Annotated in this window: 14 protein-coding genes; 8 read left to right on the forward strand and 6 right to left on the reverse strand. The window is 64.6% G+C overall.

The annotated features are described in order from the left end of the window. The first annotated feature begins 31 nt into the window (after window positions 1–31). Window positions 32–421: a 50S ribosomal protein L17 gene (gene rplQ / locus FFS62_RS22880; RefSeq protein ID WP_021702687.1), complete on the forward strand. Its 390-nt coding sequence runs from the start codon at window positions 32–34 to the stop codon at window positions 419–421. 236 nt (window positions 422–657) lie between these two features. Continuing rightward, window positions 658–2,805 carry a catalase/peroxidase HPI gene (katG, locus tag FFS62_RS22885; protein WP_137975153.1) on the forward strand — a complete coding sequence of 716 codons (2,148 nt, stop codon included), beginning with the start codon at window positions 658–660 and terminating at the stop codon, window positions 2,803–2,805. Between the two features lie 46 nt (window positions 2,806–2,851). Here the strand turns inward: katG and uvrA are convergent, their stop codons facing one another. Then, window positions 2,852–5,686 (reverse strand): excinuclease ABC subunit UvrA, encoded by a 2,835-nt coding sequence (uvrA, locus tag FFS62_RS22890; RefSeq protein WP_137975154.1) that lies wholly within the window; start codon window positions 5,684–5,686, stop codon window positions 2,852–2,854. A 333-nt stretch (window positions 5,687–6,019) separates the two neighbouring features. On the opposite strand from uvrA, the gene FFS62_RS22895 reads away from it, so the two are divergent. The 3 genes from FFS62_RS22895 (at window position 6,020) to FFS62_RS22905 (ending at window position 8,252) form a co-directional block, all read left to right on the forward strand. Further along, entirely contained in the window at window positions 6,020–7,414 is a 1,395-nt protein-coding gene (locus FFS62_RS22895) for an MFS transporter (protein ID WP_137975155.1), read from the forward strand. Between the two features lie 9 nt (window positions 7,415–7,423). Then, entirely contained in the window at window positions 7,424–7,918 is a 495-nt protein-coding gene (locus tag FFS62_RS22900) for a single-stranded DNA-binding protein (protein ID WP_137975156.1), read from the forward strand. A gap of 175 nt (window positions 7,919–8,093) precedes the next feature. Continuing rightward, a complete protein-coding gene (locus FFS62_RS22905; protein ID WP_137975157.1) occupies window positions 8,094–8,252 on the forward strand; it encodes a DUF3309 family protein in 159 nt (52 codons plus the stop codon). 130 nt (window positions 8,253–8,382) lie between these two features. Here FFS62_RS22905 and FFS62_RS22910 read toward each other — a convergent pair whose 3' ends face one another. From FFS62_RS22910 to FFS62_RS22920, 3 genes are all read right to left on the reverse strand, one after another. Beyond that, window positions 8,383–8,748 (reverse strand): two-component system response regulator, encoded by a 366-nt coding sequence (locus tag FFS62_RS22910; RefSeq protein WP_137975158.1) that lies wholly within the window; start codon window positions 8,746–8,748, stop codon window positions 8,383–8,385. 7 nt (window positions 8,749–8,755) lie between these two features. After that, complete coding sequence (locus FFS62_RS22915; protein ID WP_371920176.1) at window positions 8,756–10,198, reverse strand: ATPase domain-containing protein; 1,443 nt, start codon at window positions 10,196–10,198, stop codon at window positions 8,756–8,758. 91 nt (window positions 10,199–10,289) lie between these two features. Further along, window positions 10,290–11,426 carry a nitrogen regulation protein NR(II) gene (locus FFS62_RS22920; RefSeq protein ID WP_137975160.1) on the reverse strand — a complete coding sequence of 379 codons (1,137 nt, stop codon included), beginning with the start codon at window positions 11,424–11,426 and terminating at the stop codon, window positions 10,290–10,292. 54 nt (window positions 11,427–11,480) lie between these two features. Here FFS62_RS22920 and FFS62_RS22925 point away from each other — a divergent pair, with 54 nt between their 5' ends. Both FFS62_RS22925 and FFS62_RS22930 read left to right on the forward strand, forming a co-directional pair. After that, on the forward strand, window positions 11,481–11,681 hold the full coding sequence (locus FFS62_RS22925; protein ID WP_137975161.1) for a hypothetical protein: 201 nt from the start codon (window positions 11,481–11,483) through the stop codon (window positions 11,679–11,681). A gap of 207 nt (window positions 11,682–11,888) precedes the next feature. Further along, complete coding sequence (locus FFS62_RS22930; RefSeq protein WP_171016393.1) at window positions 11,889–12,254, forward strand: DUF3509 domain-containing protein; 366 nt, start codon at window positions 11,889–11,891, stop codon at window positions 12,252–12,254. 169 nt (window positions 12,255–12,423) lie between these two features. On the opposite strand, the gene FFS62_RS22935 is transcribed toward FFS62_RS22930, so the two are convergent. Together FFS62_RS22935 and FFS62_RS23220 are read right to left on the reverse strand one after the other, a co-directional pair. Further along, the gene (locus FFS62_RS22935; protein WP_137975163.1) at window positions 12,424–12,597 is read right to left on the reverse strand and encodes a general stress protein; all 174 of its coding nucleotides are present in this window, start codon (window positions 12,595–12,597) and stop codon (window positions 12,424–12,426) included. An 11-nt stretch (window positions 12,598–12,608) separates the two neighbouring features. Beyond that, on the reverse strand, window positions 12,609–12,767 hold the full coding sequence (locus FFS62_RS23220; RefSeq protein WP_171016394.1) for a hypothetical protein: 159 nt from the start codon (window positions 12,765–12,767) through the stop codon (window positions 12,609–12,611). Window positions 12,768–13,047: 280 nt separating this feature from the next. Here FFS62_RS23220 and FFS62_RS22940 point away from each other — a divergent pair, with 280 nt between their 5' ends. Further along, window positions 13,048–15,189: a type I secretion system permease/ATPase gene (locus tag FFS62_RS22940; RefSeq protein WP_137975164.1), complete on the forward strand. Its 2,142-nt coding sequence runs from the start codon at window positions 13,048–13,050 to the stop codon at window positions 15,187–15,189. Window positions 15,190–15,192: the final 3 nt, after the last annotated feature.

The following is a 15,192-nucleotide window of genomic DNA, read 5'->3' on the forward strand; positions in this document are numbered from 1 at the left end:
ACCGAACCGAAAGTTTGGTAAGGAATTAATCATGCGTCATCGTAAAAGTGGCCGTCACCTGAGCCGCACCAGCGCACACCGCAAGGCTATGTTCCAGAACATGGCGGTGTCGCTGTTCGAACACGAACTGATCAAAACCACCCTGCCGAAAGCCAAGGAACTGCGCCGCGTTGCCGAGCCGCTGATCACCCTGGCCAAGGTAGACAGCGTTGCCAACCGTCGTCTGGCCTTCGACCGTACTCGTTCGAAAGCCATCGTCGGCAAGCTGTTCAACGACCTGGGCAAGCGCTACGCCACCCGTCAGGGCGGCTACCTGCGCATCCTGAAGTGCGGCTTCCGTGCTGGCGACAACGCTCCTATGGCGTACGTCGAGCTGGTTGACCGTCAGGTCGCTGGCGAAGCCGTAGAAGCTGCCGAATAAGCTGCTTCTGCTGCACAAAGAACCGGGCCTAGGCCCGGTTTTTTGCTTTCTGGGTGAAGGTTTTTGGGCTCTTTTCTCGCCTCGAGGACTTGGCGATCAGCCGTCTCGTTTTAAGAGATAAAAGCTATCGACTCGTTGTCTTTCATAAATTGGTCCGCCAGGCGAAGCGGGTCTAGTCTCCTTCCATCGTCGGCCGCAATCGCAGGGACCGACCTGATGAGGAGAAGGAGAGAACCATGTCTACTCAAGGTAAATGCCCGTTTCATCATGCTGCGGGCGGGACTACCAACAAGGATTGGTGGCCGAACCAGCTACGCGTCGATCTGCTGAACCAGCACTCGGAAAAATCCAACCCGCTCGGCGAGCAGTTCAACTACGCCGAAGAATTCAAGAAGCTCGACTACAAGGCCCTCAAGGCCGACCTGGTCAAGCTCATGACCGACAGCCAGGATTGGTGGCCGGCGGACTTCGGTCACTATGGCCCGCAGATGATCCGCATGGCCTGGCACTCCGCCGGTACCTATCGCACCACCGACGGCCGCGGCGGTGGCGGACGTGGCCAGCAGCGCTTCGCGCCGCTCAACTCCTGGCCGGACAACGTCAACATCGACAAGTCGCGCCGTCTGCTGTGGCCGATCAAACAGAAGTACGGCCAGCAGATCTCCTGGGCCGACCTGTACATTCTGGCCGGCAACGTGGCGCTGGAATCCATGGGCTTCCGTACCTTCGGCTTCGCCGGCGGTCGCGAGGACGTCTGGGAACCGGACATGGACGTGGCCTGGGGCGCCGAGACCAAGTGGCTGGCTGACGACCAGCGCTTCGAAGGCGACCGCGAGCTGATCAATGGCCTGGGCGCCACCCATATGGGGCTGATCTACGTGAACCCGGAAGGCCCGAATGCCAGCGGTGACTATATGGCCGCAGCCAAGGACATCCGTGCCACCTTCAGTCGCATGGCCATGGACGACGAGGAAACCGTCGCCCTGATCGCCGGGGGCCACACCTTCGGCAAGGCCCACGGTGCCGCGCCCGAGTCGCACAAGGGGCCGGAGCCCGAGGGCGGCACCATCGAGGACCAGGGCCTCGGCTGGACCAGCAGCTTCGGCGGTGGGCACGGCAAGGACACCGTCTCCAGCGGCCTGGAGGTGACCTGGACCAAGACCCCGACCCTGTGGAGCAACAACTTCTTCGAGAACCTGTTCAAGTACGAGTGGGTGCTCACCAAGTCGCCCGCCGGCGCCAAGCAGTGGGAGGCCAAGGACGCACCGGAGATCATTCCGGACGCCCATGTGCCGGGCAAGTTCAACAAGCCGACCATGCTGACCACCGACCTGACCCTGCGCTTCGATCCGGAGTTCGGCAAGATCTCCAAGCGCTTCCTCGAAGATCCTCAGGCCTTCGCCGAGGCCTTCGCCCGCGCCTGGTTCAAGCTGACCCACCGCGACATGGGGCCGAAGGCCCGCTATCTCGGCCCTGAAGTGCCGAAGGAAGACCTGATCTGGCAGGACCCTCTGCCGGCTGCCACGCACAACCCCTCGGCGGCGGATATTGCCGATCTCAAGGCCAAGATCGCGGCGTCGGGTTTGCCGGTCGGCGACCTGGTCTCGGTGGCCTGGGCCTCGGCCTCCACCTACCGCGGTGGCGATAAGCGCGGCGGTGCCAACGGCGCCCGTCTGGCCCTGGCGCCGCAGAAGGACTGGGAGGTCAACCAGCGGGCCGTCAAGGCGCTGCCCAAGCTGGTCGAGATCCAGAAGGCTTCCGGCAAGGCATCGCTGGCCGACGTGATAGTCCTGGCCGGTAACGTCGGCATCGAGCTGGCTGCCAAGGCCGCCGGCGTCAGCGTGGAGGTGCCGTTCGCTGCTGGCCGGGTCGACGCGGCGCAAGACCAGACCGATGTGGAATCCTTCGCCGTGCTCGAGCCTACTGCTGATGGCTTCCGCAACTACCGCAAGGGCAAGGTCGGCGCCACCACCGAGGCCTTGCTGGTCGATCGAGCGCAGCTGCTGACCCTTACCGCACCGGAGCTGACCGCGCTGATTGGCGGCTTGCGTGTGCTCGGCGCCAACCACGATGGCAGCAAACAAGGCGTGCTCACCGACAAGGTCGGCGTGCTCAGCAACGACTTCTTCGTCAACCTGCTGGACATGAACACCCAGTGGAAAGCCGTGGATGCCGACGCCGAAGTGTTCGAGGGCAAGGACCGCAAGACCGGCGCCGTGAAGTACAGCGGCACCCGCAGCGATCTGATCTTCGGCTCCAACTCGATCCTGCGAGCCTACGCCGAGGTCTATGCCAGCACCGACGGCAAGGCGAAGTTCATCAAGGACTTCGTCGCCGCCTGGACCAAGGTGATGAACCTGGATCGTTTCGACCTGGCGGCCTGAGTCGCCCGCAACAAGAAAAAGCCCCGCAGTAGCGGGGCTTTTTCATTCAGGCGCGATCTCTTTCCAGCAAGGGTTTGAGGAAGTGCCCGGTGTGCGACGCCTTGTTCGCCGCCACGTCTTCCGGGGTGCCGGTGGCGATGATCATGCCGCCCTTGGAGCCGCCCTCGGGGCCGAGGTCGACCAGCCAGTCGGCGGTCTTGATCACGTCCAGGTTGTGCTCGATCACCACCACGGTGTTGCCGTGGTCGCGTAGGCGGTGCAGCACGTCGAGCAGTTGCTGGATATCGGCGAAGTGCAGGCCGGTGGTTGGTTCGTCCAGGATGTACAGGGTCTTGCCGGTGTCGCGCTTGCTCAGCTCACGGCTCAGCTTGACCCGCTGGGCCTCGCCACCGGACAGCGTCGTCGCACTCTGGCCCAGCTTGATGTAGGACAGGCCGACATCGACCAGGGTCTGCAGCTTGCGCGCCAGGGCCGGTACGGCATCGAAGAACTCACGCGCCTCCTCGATGGTCATGTCGAGCACCTCGGTGATGCTCTTGCCCTTGTACTTCACTTCCAGGGTTTCGCGGTTGTAGCGCTTGCCCTTGCACACGTCGCACGGCACGTAGATGTCTGGCAGGAAGTGCATCTCCACCTTGATCACGCCGTCGCCCTGGCAGGCCTCGCAGCGGCCGCCCTTGACGTTGAAGCTGAAACGGCCCGGGCCGTAGCCGCGCGAGCGGGCCTCCGGCACGCCGGCGAACAGTTCGCGGATCGGGGTGAACAGGCCGGTGTAGGTCGCCGGGTTGGAGCGCGGCGTGCGGCCGATTGGGCTCTGGTCGATGTCGACCACCTTGTCCAGGTGCTGCAGGCCGTCGAACGAGTCGTGGGCGGCGGCTTCCAGGGTGGTGGCGCCGTTCAGCGCGGTGGCGGCCAGGGGGAACAGTGTGTTGTTGATCAGCGTCGACTTGCCCGAGCCGGACACGCCGGTGACGCAGGTGAGCAGACCGACCGGAATCTCCAGGTCGACATTGCGCAGGTTGTTGCCGCGGGCGCCCTTGAGCTTCAGCGATTTCTTCTTGTCGCGGGCGGTGCGCTGCGCCGGGTAGCGGATCTTCTCGCGGCCGGAGAGGTATTTGCCGGTCAGCGAGTCGGGGTGGTTCATCACCTCGTCCGGGGTGCCTTCCGCGACCACGCGGCCACCATGTACCCCTGCTCCTGGGCCGATATCGACCACGTAGTCGGCCAGACGGATGGCGTCCTCGTCGTGCTCGACCACGATCACCGTGTTGCCCAGGTTGCGCAGGTGGGTGAGGGTGCCCAGCAGGCGCTCGTTGTCGCGCTGGTGCAGGCCGATGGAGGGCTCGTCGAGGATGTACATCACACCCACCAGGCCTGCGCCGATCTGGCTGGCCAGGCGGATGCGCTGGGCCTCGCCGCCGGACAGGGTGTCGGCGCTGCGGTCCAGGGTCAGGTAGTCGAGGCCGACGTTGACCAGGAACTGCAGGCGCTCGCGGATCTCCTTGAGGATCTTCTCGGCGATCTCGCCGCGGCGGCCGGTCAGGTGCATGCCGCCGAAGTAGTCGCAGGCCTCGCCGACCGGCAGGCCGGTGACGGCCGGCAGGGTGCGGTCGCCCACCCACACGTGGCGCGACTCGCGCCGCAGGCGGGTGCCGCGGCAGTCCGGGCAGGGCTGGGTGCTGAGGAACTTGGCCAGCTCCTCGCGCACGGCGGCCGACTCGGTCTCGCGGTAGCGCCGCTCCAGGTTGGGAATGATGCCTTCGAACGGGTGCGAGCGTTTGACGATGTCGCCACGGTCGTTGAGGTACTTGAAGTCGACGTTCTGCGAGCCGCTGCCGAACAGGATGAACTTCTGGTGCTCGGCGGCCAGGTCGTCGAACGGCTCGTCCAGGCTGAAGCCGTAGTGCGCGGCCAGCGAGCCGAGCATCTGGAAGTAGTAGACGTTGCGCCGGTCCCAGCCGCGGATGGCGCCCTCGGCCAGGGTCAGCTCGCCGTTGACCAGGCGCTTGCCGTCGAAGAACTGCTTCACGCCCAGGCCGTCGCAGGTTGGGCAGGCGCCGGCCGGGTTGTTGAAGGAGAACAGCTTGGGTTCCAGCTCGCTGATCGAGTGGCCGCAGTGCGGGCAGGCGAAGCGGGCGGAGAAGATGATCTCGTCGCCGACTTCATCGTCCATGGGCGCGACCAGGGCGATGCCGTCGGCCAGGTTGATGGCGGTCTCGAAGGATTCGGCCAGGCGCTGCTGCAGGTCCTCGCGGACCTTGAAGCGGTCCACCACCACGTCGATGGAGTGTTTCTTCTGCTTGTCCAGCTTGGGCAGCTCGTCCATCTCGTAGATGCGACCGTTGACCCGGGCACGCACAAAGCCCTGGGCGCGCAGTTCGTCGAACACCGCCAGGTGCTCGCCCTTGCGCTCGCGGATCACCGGGGCCAGCAGCATCAGCTTGCGGCCCTCGGGCAGGGCCAGCACCTGGTCGACCATCTGGCTGACGGTCTGCGCCTCCAGCGGCACGTCGTGGTCCGGGCAACGCGGGATGCCGACGCGGGCATAGAGCAGGCGCAGGTAGTCGTAGATCTCGGTAATGGTGCCGACGGTCGAGCGCGGGTTGTGCGAGGTCGACTTCTGTTCGATGGAAATGGCCGGGGAGAGGCCCTCGATGGTGTCGACGTCCGGCTTCTCCATCATCGACAGGAACTGCCGGGCGTAGGCCGACAGGGACTCGACGTAGCGGCGCTGACCCTCGGCATAGAGCGTGTCGAAGGCCAGCGACGACTTGCCGGAGCCGGACAGGCCGGTGATCACGATCAGCTTGTCGCGCGGCAGGGTCAGGTCGACGTTTTTCAGGTTATGAGTGCGGGCGCCACGAATCAGAATCTTGTCCACTTAGGGAACCTCTAAAAGCTACCTGCGTTGCCATCGCTGCGTTAAAAGCACGCTCAGAATGCTCATTTACTACTCGTAAACTGCGCTTCTTCGCCTGCTTTGCCTTGCGCTGGCTGCCTCGCCAACGCTTCTAGAGGCTCCCGACTGCAGCCTCGCAGGTGGCGGGCGGAAACGGCAAAGTATACGGCCGCTGGCTGGCACGCGGCAAAGCACAGCGAAGGTGAAATGGCAGGCCCGCTGCGACGTTTTGCACCTGCACGGTGTGCCGACAAAACGTCTACAGGCCCTGTCATGACTGATAGAATCGCCGGCCTCTTTGTTCAGGGTTTTTCCATGCACGATCCGCACAGCGAACGCATGAGCGCCAGGGAAACGCGCGCCGCCGGTGGTCTGGCCCTGGTGTTCGCCTTCCGCATGCTGGGCATGTTCATGGTCCTGCCGGTACTGGCCACCTACGGCACCGATCTGGCCGGCGCCACCCCGGCGCTGATCGGCCTGGCCATCGGCGCCTACGGCCTGACCCAGGCGGTGCTGCAGATTCCCTTCGGCATCATCTCCGACCGCATCGGCCGTTTGCCGGTGATCTATATCGGCCTGCTGATCTTCGCCGCCGGCGCCGCGCTGGCGGCCTCTGCAGACTCCATCTGGGGCGTGATCGCCGGGCGCGTGCTGCAGGGCGCCGGCGCCATCTCGGCGGCGGTGATGGCGCTGCTCTCCGACCTGACCCGCGAACAACACCGCACCAAGGCCATGGCCATGATCGGCATGAGCATCGGCCTGTCGTTTGCCGTGGCCATGGTGGTCGGTCCGCTGCTGACCCGCGCCTTCGGTCTGTCCGGGCTGTTCTGGGCCACCGCCGGCATGGCCCTGGTCGGTATGCTGATCATCGCCGTCTTCGTACCGCGCGCCTCCAGCGCGTTGCAGCATCGCGAGTCCGGGGTGGCGCGCCAGGCGCTGCTGCCGACCCTGCGCAATGGCGAGCTGCTGCGCCTGAACCTGGGCATCGGCGTGCTGCACGCGATCCTCATGGCCAGCTTCGTGGTGCTGCCGCTGGCGCTGGTGGAGCAGGGCGGGCTGGCCAAGGAAGAACACTGGTGGGTCTACCTCAGTGCGTTGCTGATCGGCTTCTTCGGCATGGTGCCGTTCATCATCTATGGCGAGAAGAAACGCCAGATGAAGCGCGTGCTGAGCGGTGCGGTGCTGGTGCTGGTGCTCTGCGAGCTGTACTTCTGGGCCTTTGGCCACGGGCTCAAGGCGCTGGTGTTCGGCTTCATCCTGTTCTTCACCGCCTTCAACCTGCTGGAGGCCTCGCTGCCCTCGCTGGTGAGCAAGGTGGCGCCGGCCGGCGGCAAGGGCACGGCCATGGGTGTTTACTCCACCAGCCAGTTCCTCGGCGCCGCCGTGGGCGGCATTCTCGGTGGCTGGTTGTACCAGCATGGCGGGCTTGGCCTGGTTTTCGTCGGCTGCGCTGTTCTGGGGCTCCTCTGGCTGGCGGCAGCTGCTACTATGCGCGAGCCGCCTTATGTGACCAGCCTGCGCCGGCCGCTCACGGCCCATGCCGTGGCCGATAGCGCACTGGTGGGGCGACTCCTCGCGATACCCGGCGTCAGCGACGCCATCGTGGTGGCCGAGGAGGCCGCGTTGTACATCAAAGTGGACACCCAACAATTGGACCGCGTGTTGCTCGAGCGAGTGCTCGAAGAGGCCGCGGAGACGCATTCAGCTTAGGAGAACGAAATGGCCCGTGGGGTTAACAAAGTCATTCTGATCGGCAACGTCGGCGGCGACCCGGAAACTCGCTATCTGCCCAATGGCAACGCGGTGACCAACATCACCCTCGCCACCACCGACAGCTGGAAGGACAAGCAGACCGGCCAGCAGCAGGACCGTACCGAATGGCACCGCGTGGTGTTCTTCGGCAAGCTCGCCGAGATCGCTGGCGAATACCTGCGCAAGGGCGGACAGTGCTACGTCGAAGGCCGCCTGCAGACCCGCGAGTGGGAGAAGGACGGCGTCAAGCGCTACACCACCGAGATCGTGGTCGACATGAACGGCACTCTGCAACTGCTCGGCGGCCGCGGTAACAACAGCGAAGGCGGCGGTGAATACGCCCCGCGTCAGCAGCAGTCGCGCCCGGCCCCGCAGCAGGCCGCACCGCGTCCGGCACCGCAACCGGCAGCCCAGCAGCCGGCCCCGGACTACGACAGCTTCGACGACGACATCCCGTTCTGATCGAGCTGCGTCAGCAAGAGCCCGCCTTATGGCGGGCTCTTGCATTTCAGGGGAGAAAATAGTCCGAACCGCCGTTGCGGCTGCCGGGTCGATATTTCTGTAGGGCCGGGGATGGCCTGGCTAGATGGGCGTCGCCCGTTGGCGCGCGCATGACCACGACTGCGAGGAAATCGTCATGACCTTGGGAACCATACTGCTGATCGTCCTGATCCTGCTGTTGATCGGTGCCATTCCGGCCTGGCCACACAGCCGCTCCTGGGGCTACGGCCCGTCCGGCGGCCTCGGCCTGGTGGTGGTGATCCTGCTGATATTGCTGTTGCTGGGATACGTCTAGCCCCGGCGGTGAGCGCCGCCCCGCCCGGGGCGGCGCGCCGCGCAGATACTGATGACGTCGAGGATGGCGCCGACCCCGCACTCGGGATTGCGCTAGAAGCTGCTGGAAATCCTGCAAGCGGCGCCGCTGTTCAGCCTGCCGGGCCGACCAGCTCACGGACCTTGGCGATCACGTAATCCACTTCGAAAGGCTTGTCGAACACATCGGCGAACAGGTCGGGCGTGGCCCGGCCGATGCTGCCGTGGGCGCCGCTCATCAGCAGGATCGGCAGATGCGCCGTACCCGGGCGGCTGCGGATGGCCCGGGCGAATTCGACCCCGTCCATCATCGGCATCATGAAATCGGTGATGACCAGTGAAGGGCGTTCGCGATCGAGTACTTCCAGACCGCGCCGGCCATTGGCGGCCTTGACCACCATGTAGCCTTCATCCTCCAGCGCGTAGCCGAGAATATCCGCAATCAGATATTCGTCATCGACTATCAGGATGGTCGTCATGCTCTGCTCATCTAATCGCGTTCGGTATCGCAGTGCCGGACAGCACCGCAGTCGCATTCCTGAAAGTCTTCTCGAGTCGCAGGCCGCGCTCGCTGATCACCGCCTCCAGCAGGGCCGGGTCGTAGGTGCTGTCTCTCATCTTCAGGGTAGAGAGAACCCGTTTAAGTTCGGAATTGATTTCCACGAAGCGCATCAGCATCAGGTTGTCGACCAGACTGGACAGCTCCGACGCCGGCGCGTTGATCTCGGAACCGAACAGGTCGCGCATCTCCCAGGTGGCCATCACGGTCACGCCACGGCCGCGCAGTTCGTTCATCAGCGCGCTGAAGAACTCGACCAGGCGCGCCTGGTTGGTCGCCACGCGAGCCATGCCGCCCAGGCTGTCGAGCAGCACGCGCTTGATACCCAGGCGCTCGACCGTGTCGAGCAGCTTCAGGCCCAGGCCGTCGAGCAGGCCGGACGTGGTCGGCTGCCAGAGGATGTGCAGGGCGCCACTGTCTTCCAGGGCCTGCAGGTCATGGCCCAGCGCCTGGGCCTTCAGGCGCAGGCGCTGCGGTGTCTCGTAGAAGCCGAAATGCAGGCCTGGCTCCTGCGGCGTGCTCTGGGCCAGGAAGCTCAGGCCGGCGCAGGTCTTGCCGACGCCGGACGGCCCTATCAACAGGGTCACCGAGGATTCCGGCAGGCCGCCGCCGATCAGCGGGTCGAAGCCGCCGATGCCGCTGGATATGCGACGCATGTCGGCGCTGTCCGGCTGCGAAGAGCGCGCGTAGAGGCTCTCCAAACGCGGGTAGATGACCATGCCGTCGTTGGTGATCTCGCACTCGTGCAGGCCGGAGAGGGCGCCACTGCCACGCGTCTTGCGCAGCTGGATGCGGCGCACCGAGCGGCTGCCGTGCAGCTCGTCGCCGACTTCGATCACGCCGTCGACCATGGTGTGTTCCGGGCTGCCGTCGTCCAGGCGAGCGCTAGTGATCAGCAGCACGGTGCAGCCGGCAAAGGCCGCGTGGCCCTGCAGCTCGGAGATGAACTTCTTGGTGTCCAGCTGCGATTCGGCGCGCGAGCGGGCATTGAGCACGCCGTCGACGATCAGCAGGGTGGCCTTCTGCCGGTTGATCTCGCGGCGCAGCAGACGCACCACTTCATCGAGGCCCTCGTTCTGCATGGTGTCGAAGGCGCTGACGAACTGGATCTCGCTGCCGATGCGCTGCGGCTCGAAGAAGCTCAGGGTGGAGAGGAACTGGAACAGTCGATCATGGGATTCGGCCAGCAGCGTGGCCACCAGCACGCGGCCGCCTTCGCGCACATGGTTGAAGGCGATCTGATTGGCCAGGATGGTTTTGCCCGAGCCCGGACGACCTTGAACGATGTAGGACGCGCCGGACACCAGGCCTCCTTTCAACAAGACGTCGAGACCGTCGATGCCGGTTTGAAGGCGTTTTAGCTGTTCCAAGATCCGTCCATCTCTCTGCGAGGAGCGGCGCCAGGATGCGCCGCGAATGCCCTGTACTTTACCGCCAAGGCCGGGTGCCGAACAGGCCGGATTAGAGCGCGGCCGGCAGGCAGATGGTCATGCGGGTGCCTTTGCCCGGCGTGCTTTCCACCCGGACCGCGCCGCCGGCGTTGCGGGCGAATCCGTACACCTGACTGAGACCGAGGCCGGTGCCTTTGCCGAATTGCTTGGTAGTGAAGAATGGCTCGAAGATGCGCTCCTGCAACTCGGGTGCAATGCCGGGGCCGTCGTCACTGACCGAGATCAGCACGAAGTCGCCGTGCAGGTCTTCCCACTCGCCCGCCAGCCGCTGATTCTCGGCGCGCAACAGGATGCGCCCGCCCTGTTGCTCCATGGCATCGCGGGCATTGAACACCAGGTTGAGCAGGGCCATTTCCAGCTGGTTGGCGTCCACCCGCGCCGGGTGCAGGGCGGGGGCTATTTCCAGCTCCAGGCTGAGGCCCTTTGGCAGGGCCTGGGCGAACAGGGCCGAGGAGGCCTGCAGGGTGCTGGCCAGGTCGAGCGCCCAGTCCTGCGGCGTTCGGCGACGAGCGAAGGTCAGCAGGTTCTGGGTCAGTTCGCGCCCACGAACACCGGCCTCGTGGATGTTCTCCAGCAGCAGCTGGATGCGTTCCAGATTGTTGCTGCGCCGGGCCAGATCGCTGGAGCCGATGATCACCGTGAGCAGGTTGTTGAAGTCATGCGCCATGCCGCCGGTGAGCTGGCCGAGCGCCTCCATCTTCTGCGCCTGGAACAGCTGCGCGCGCACCTCGTCCAGGTGCAGTTGCGCCTCGTGACGTTCGGTCATATCGCGGGTGATCTTGGCCAGACCGATCAGGCAGCCGGCCTCGTCGTGGATGGCATCGAGCACGGTCAGCGCCCAAAGGCGCGAGCCGTCCTTGCGCACCCGCCAGCCTTCGTCGTGGGCGCGGCCCTCGCGCAGGGCGGTGGCGATCAGCCGTTGCGCCTTGCCCTGGAGGCGATCTTCCTCCGGAAAGAACATCTCCAGATGCTGGCCGATCACTTCGCTGGCCTTGTAGCCCTTGATCCGTTCGGCGCCGACGTTCCAGGTCATTATCCGGCCTTGCGGATCGAGCATGTAGATCGCGTAGTCGACCACTGCCTGAACCAGCAACTCATAGCTGCGCTCGGTCAGGCCGCTGGGAATCAGTGGTGGTTCATCGGCCATGGCGTTTTTCGATCCGATCCCGAGTGAGCTGGTATGGCTATGCAGTGTAGAAGGATGCCCCACCTGCATCCGCTCAGCCACAACTTCCGCGACAAGCTCTACGCCTTTGCCCCGGTGGGAGCCGCCGCGCACCAGTTGCCTTGCTCCGGCGTGTTCTCGCTCAGCGGCGCCTCCCGCATCAGCGCCAATCTCAAGCTCAGCGCCGGCGTCGACAGCCTGTTCGAATGGTGGGCCAAGTCGACTCTCGACTCCTGAATCAACGGCCCGCCGCGGGGGCGGGGTTCTGTTTGCGGTGTCGTGCATTTTGCACGTCGCTAACAGCATGCCGTGCATTCTGCATCGGGCACGGTGCTATCTGGGTTTTTTAACCTGTTGATTTGTATGTGTATTTTAGTTTGGTTCAAGTTGGCACAGGCGCTGCACTGGCTGGGTACCCGGAACACGACAATAGGGAGTAGAGAGATGCAAATCGCGATCAAGGAATTCTTCGACGCCTTTCCCGAGCACAACGTTTCGATCAAGCCGCGCCCGGACGGCATGCTGTTGCTGACTCTGCGCAAGCCGAACGAAGTGCCGCTGAGCAAGGCCATCGACAGCGCCGCGATCTTCAATCCGGCCAGCGTACGTGAGCTGATCTTCGACGTGACCCTGAGCCTCAAGCTGGCCAACGGCCAGGCCATCGACAAGGACGACGGTGACCGCTGGGGCCTGCGCAATCTGCCTACTTTCACCGGCGGGCCGATTCACGTCACCGCTTCGCGCATGCTGGTGCACAAGCGCAAGCTGGAACTGATGAAGAAGCAGCGCCGCGAGGCGATTGCGGTCTAGCTGCGGCAGGGCGGCCGCCGCTATGGACGGCCGCCTTGGCGCAAGCGCGATGCCATTGAACCACTCTGCCAAGTCAACCGATCTGCCGCCGAGCGTAGTGCTGAAGGAAACTGCTCATACGCTGCAAGCAGGCTCAGGATCGTTGCGAGCCTGACGATCAAATGGCGGTTCAGCGGCCGGTGCGCCCACCGCCATGGCTGTGCTGGCCACCGGTACGGGCGCGCTCGGCACGGTCTCGTTTCACATCGATGCCGGTCGTCTGACCGCCACCTTTGCCGCCCGCCTCGGATACTTTCTGCGGATCGTCGGCGAAGCTGTGTTTGCCGTCTTTACGGGCTGTCATGGTCTGTCTCCTCAATGCCGCTGGCCGCGTTGATCGCTGCTTTCCGCGCGCTGCCGGGTGCGGTTGCCAAGCACGTTGCCGCCGCCCTGGCCGGCGTTCTTGATGCCGGACCTGGGCAGGCTCTCGGGGCCGTGGTGGGCTGTCTGTCTGCCGCCTTTGGATGTGTGCATGCTGCCTCTCGCTCTCGTGGCTCTCTTGAAGGTACGAGTGGGCGCTAAGGGGATGGTTCAGTGTTTGGTGCTCAGTGAAGACGTCGATCGAATTGCAATCGGCAATTCGCTGAAAATGATCATTTAGTGGAGCGATTCGCAATTAGATCCACGTAAGCGTGGTTCTCCAAGGCAGGTAATGGTTAAATGCCACTACCAGATGGCAAGGGAATGCCCTCGTTGCACGCTTTAGGTAGCTGTTTCCCTTGCCCGTCACGAAATGGCGTGCAAAGGACTGCAGATGTTGGACAACCCCCAAGGATCGGGTACCTCGCCCGAGGTCGATACGGGCCTGGCGTGCCTGGTGATGCTGGCGCGCTTTCACAATGTGGCCGCTTCGCCTGAGCAGCTGGCTCATGAGTTCGCCGAGGACGGCCGCCGTTTCGGCCGCGCCGAACTCCTCCTCTCCGCCAAGAAGCTGGGCCTCAAGGCCAAGTCCACGCGCAGCTCCCTTAGTCGTTTAGATACCACGCCGCTGCCGGCCATCGCCGCCGATCACGAAGGCCGCTACTTCATCATCGCCCGCCTAGACGACGGCAAGGCGCTGATCCACGACCCGCGCGCACAGCGCCCGGAGGTATTGACCTTCGAGCAGCTGGAGCAGCGCTGGACCGGCGAGCTGCTGCTGATCCGTTCCGAGGCGTCGCTTGCCGGCGAGCTGTCCAAGTTCGACTTCACCTGGTTCATTCCGGCCATCGTCAAGTATCGCAAGCTGCTCGGCGAAGTGCTGCTGGTGTCCTTCGTGCTGCAGATTTTCGCGTTGCTGACACCGCTGTTCTTCCAGGTGGTGATGGACAAGGTGCTGGTGCACCGCGGCCTGTCGACCCTGGACGTGATCGCCATCGGCCTGCTCGGCATCATGCTCTTCGAGACCCTGCTCAGCGGCCTGCGCAGCTATGTGTTCGCCCACACCGCCAGCCGCATCGACGTGGAGCTGGGCTCACGGCTGTTCCGCCATCTGGTGACCTTGCCGCTGGCCTACTTCCAGGCGCGGCGGGTGGGGGACTCGGTGGCGCGGGTGCGCGAGCTGGAGAACATCCGCAGCTTCCTCACCGGCAACGCCATCACGCTGATCCTCGACGTGCTGTTCTCGGTGGTGTTCATCGCCGTGATGTTCTACTACAGCGGCTGGCTGACCCTGGTGGTGATCCTCTCGCTGCCGCTGTACTTCCTGATCTCCCTGCTGATCACCCCGGTGCTGCGCGCGCGGCTCAACGAGAGTTTCGCGCGCGGTGCGGAGAACCAGGCGTTCCTGGTCGAGACGGTCAACGGCATCGACACCCTTAAGGCCATGGCGGTGGAGCCGCAGATCAACCGCAAGTGGGACAACCAGCTGGCCGGCTATGTGGCTGCCAGCTTCAAGACCCAGACCCTGTCGACCATCGCCAACGAAGGCGTGGGCCTGGTCGGCAAGCTGGTCACCGTGGCCACCCTGTGGCTGGGCGCGCGCCTGGTGATCGAGGGCGATCTCAGCGTCGGTCAACTGATCGCCTTCAATATGCTGGCCGGCCGGGTGTCGCAGCCGATCATGCGCCTGGCCCAGCTGTGGACCAACTTCCAACAGACCGGGGTGTCGGTACAGCGCCTGGGCGACATTCTCAACGCCCGCACTGAGCTATCCCAGGCCACCCGCAGCGCCTTGCCGCCGCTCAAGGGACAGATCGAATTCGACCAGGTGCACTTCCGCTACCGCCCGGACGGCTCGGAGGTGCTGCGTGGAGTCAGTCTGCAGATCAACGCTGGCGAAGTGATCGGTGTGGTCGGTCGCTCCGGCTCCGGCAAGAGCACCCTGACCCGTCTGCTGCAGCGCCTGTATACCCCCGAACGGGGCAGGGTGCTGGTGGACGGCATGGACCTGGCCCTGGCCGACGTGTCCTCGCTGCGCCGGCAGATCGGCGTGGTGCTGCAGGACAACATGCTGTTCGCCCGCAGCATCCGCGAGAACATCGCTCTGACCGATCCCGGTGCACCGCTGGAAGCAGTGATCCAGGCGGCCAAGCTGGCCGGCGCCCACGAGTTCATCCTCGAGCTGCCGGAAGGCTATGACACCGTGGTCGGCGAGCACGGCGCCTCGCTTTCCGGTGGCCAGCGCCAGCGCATCGCCATCGCCCGTGCGCTGATCGGCAACCCACGGGTGCTGATCTTCGACGAGGCCACCAGTGCCCTGGACTACGAGTCAGAGCGGGTGATCCAGCAGAACATGCAGGCCATCTGCAAGGGCCGCACGGTGATCATCATCGCTCACCGCCTTTCCGCCGTGCGCGATGCCAACCGCATCGTGGTCATGGACCGCGGGCAGATCGTCGAGCAAGGCAGCCACGCCGAACTCCTTTCCCACCAGGCCGGCCATTATTCGCGCCTGCACCGACTGCAGCAGGGCTGAGCC

Source organism: Pseudomonas sp. F(2018) (genome assembly GCF_005508865.1).
Taxonomy (GTDB): Bacteria; Pseudomonadota; Gammaproteobacteria; order Pseudomonadales; family Pseudomonadaceae; genus Aquipseudomonas.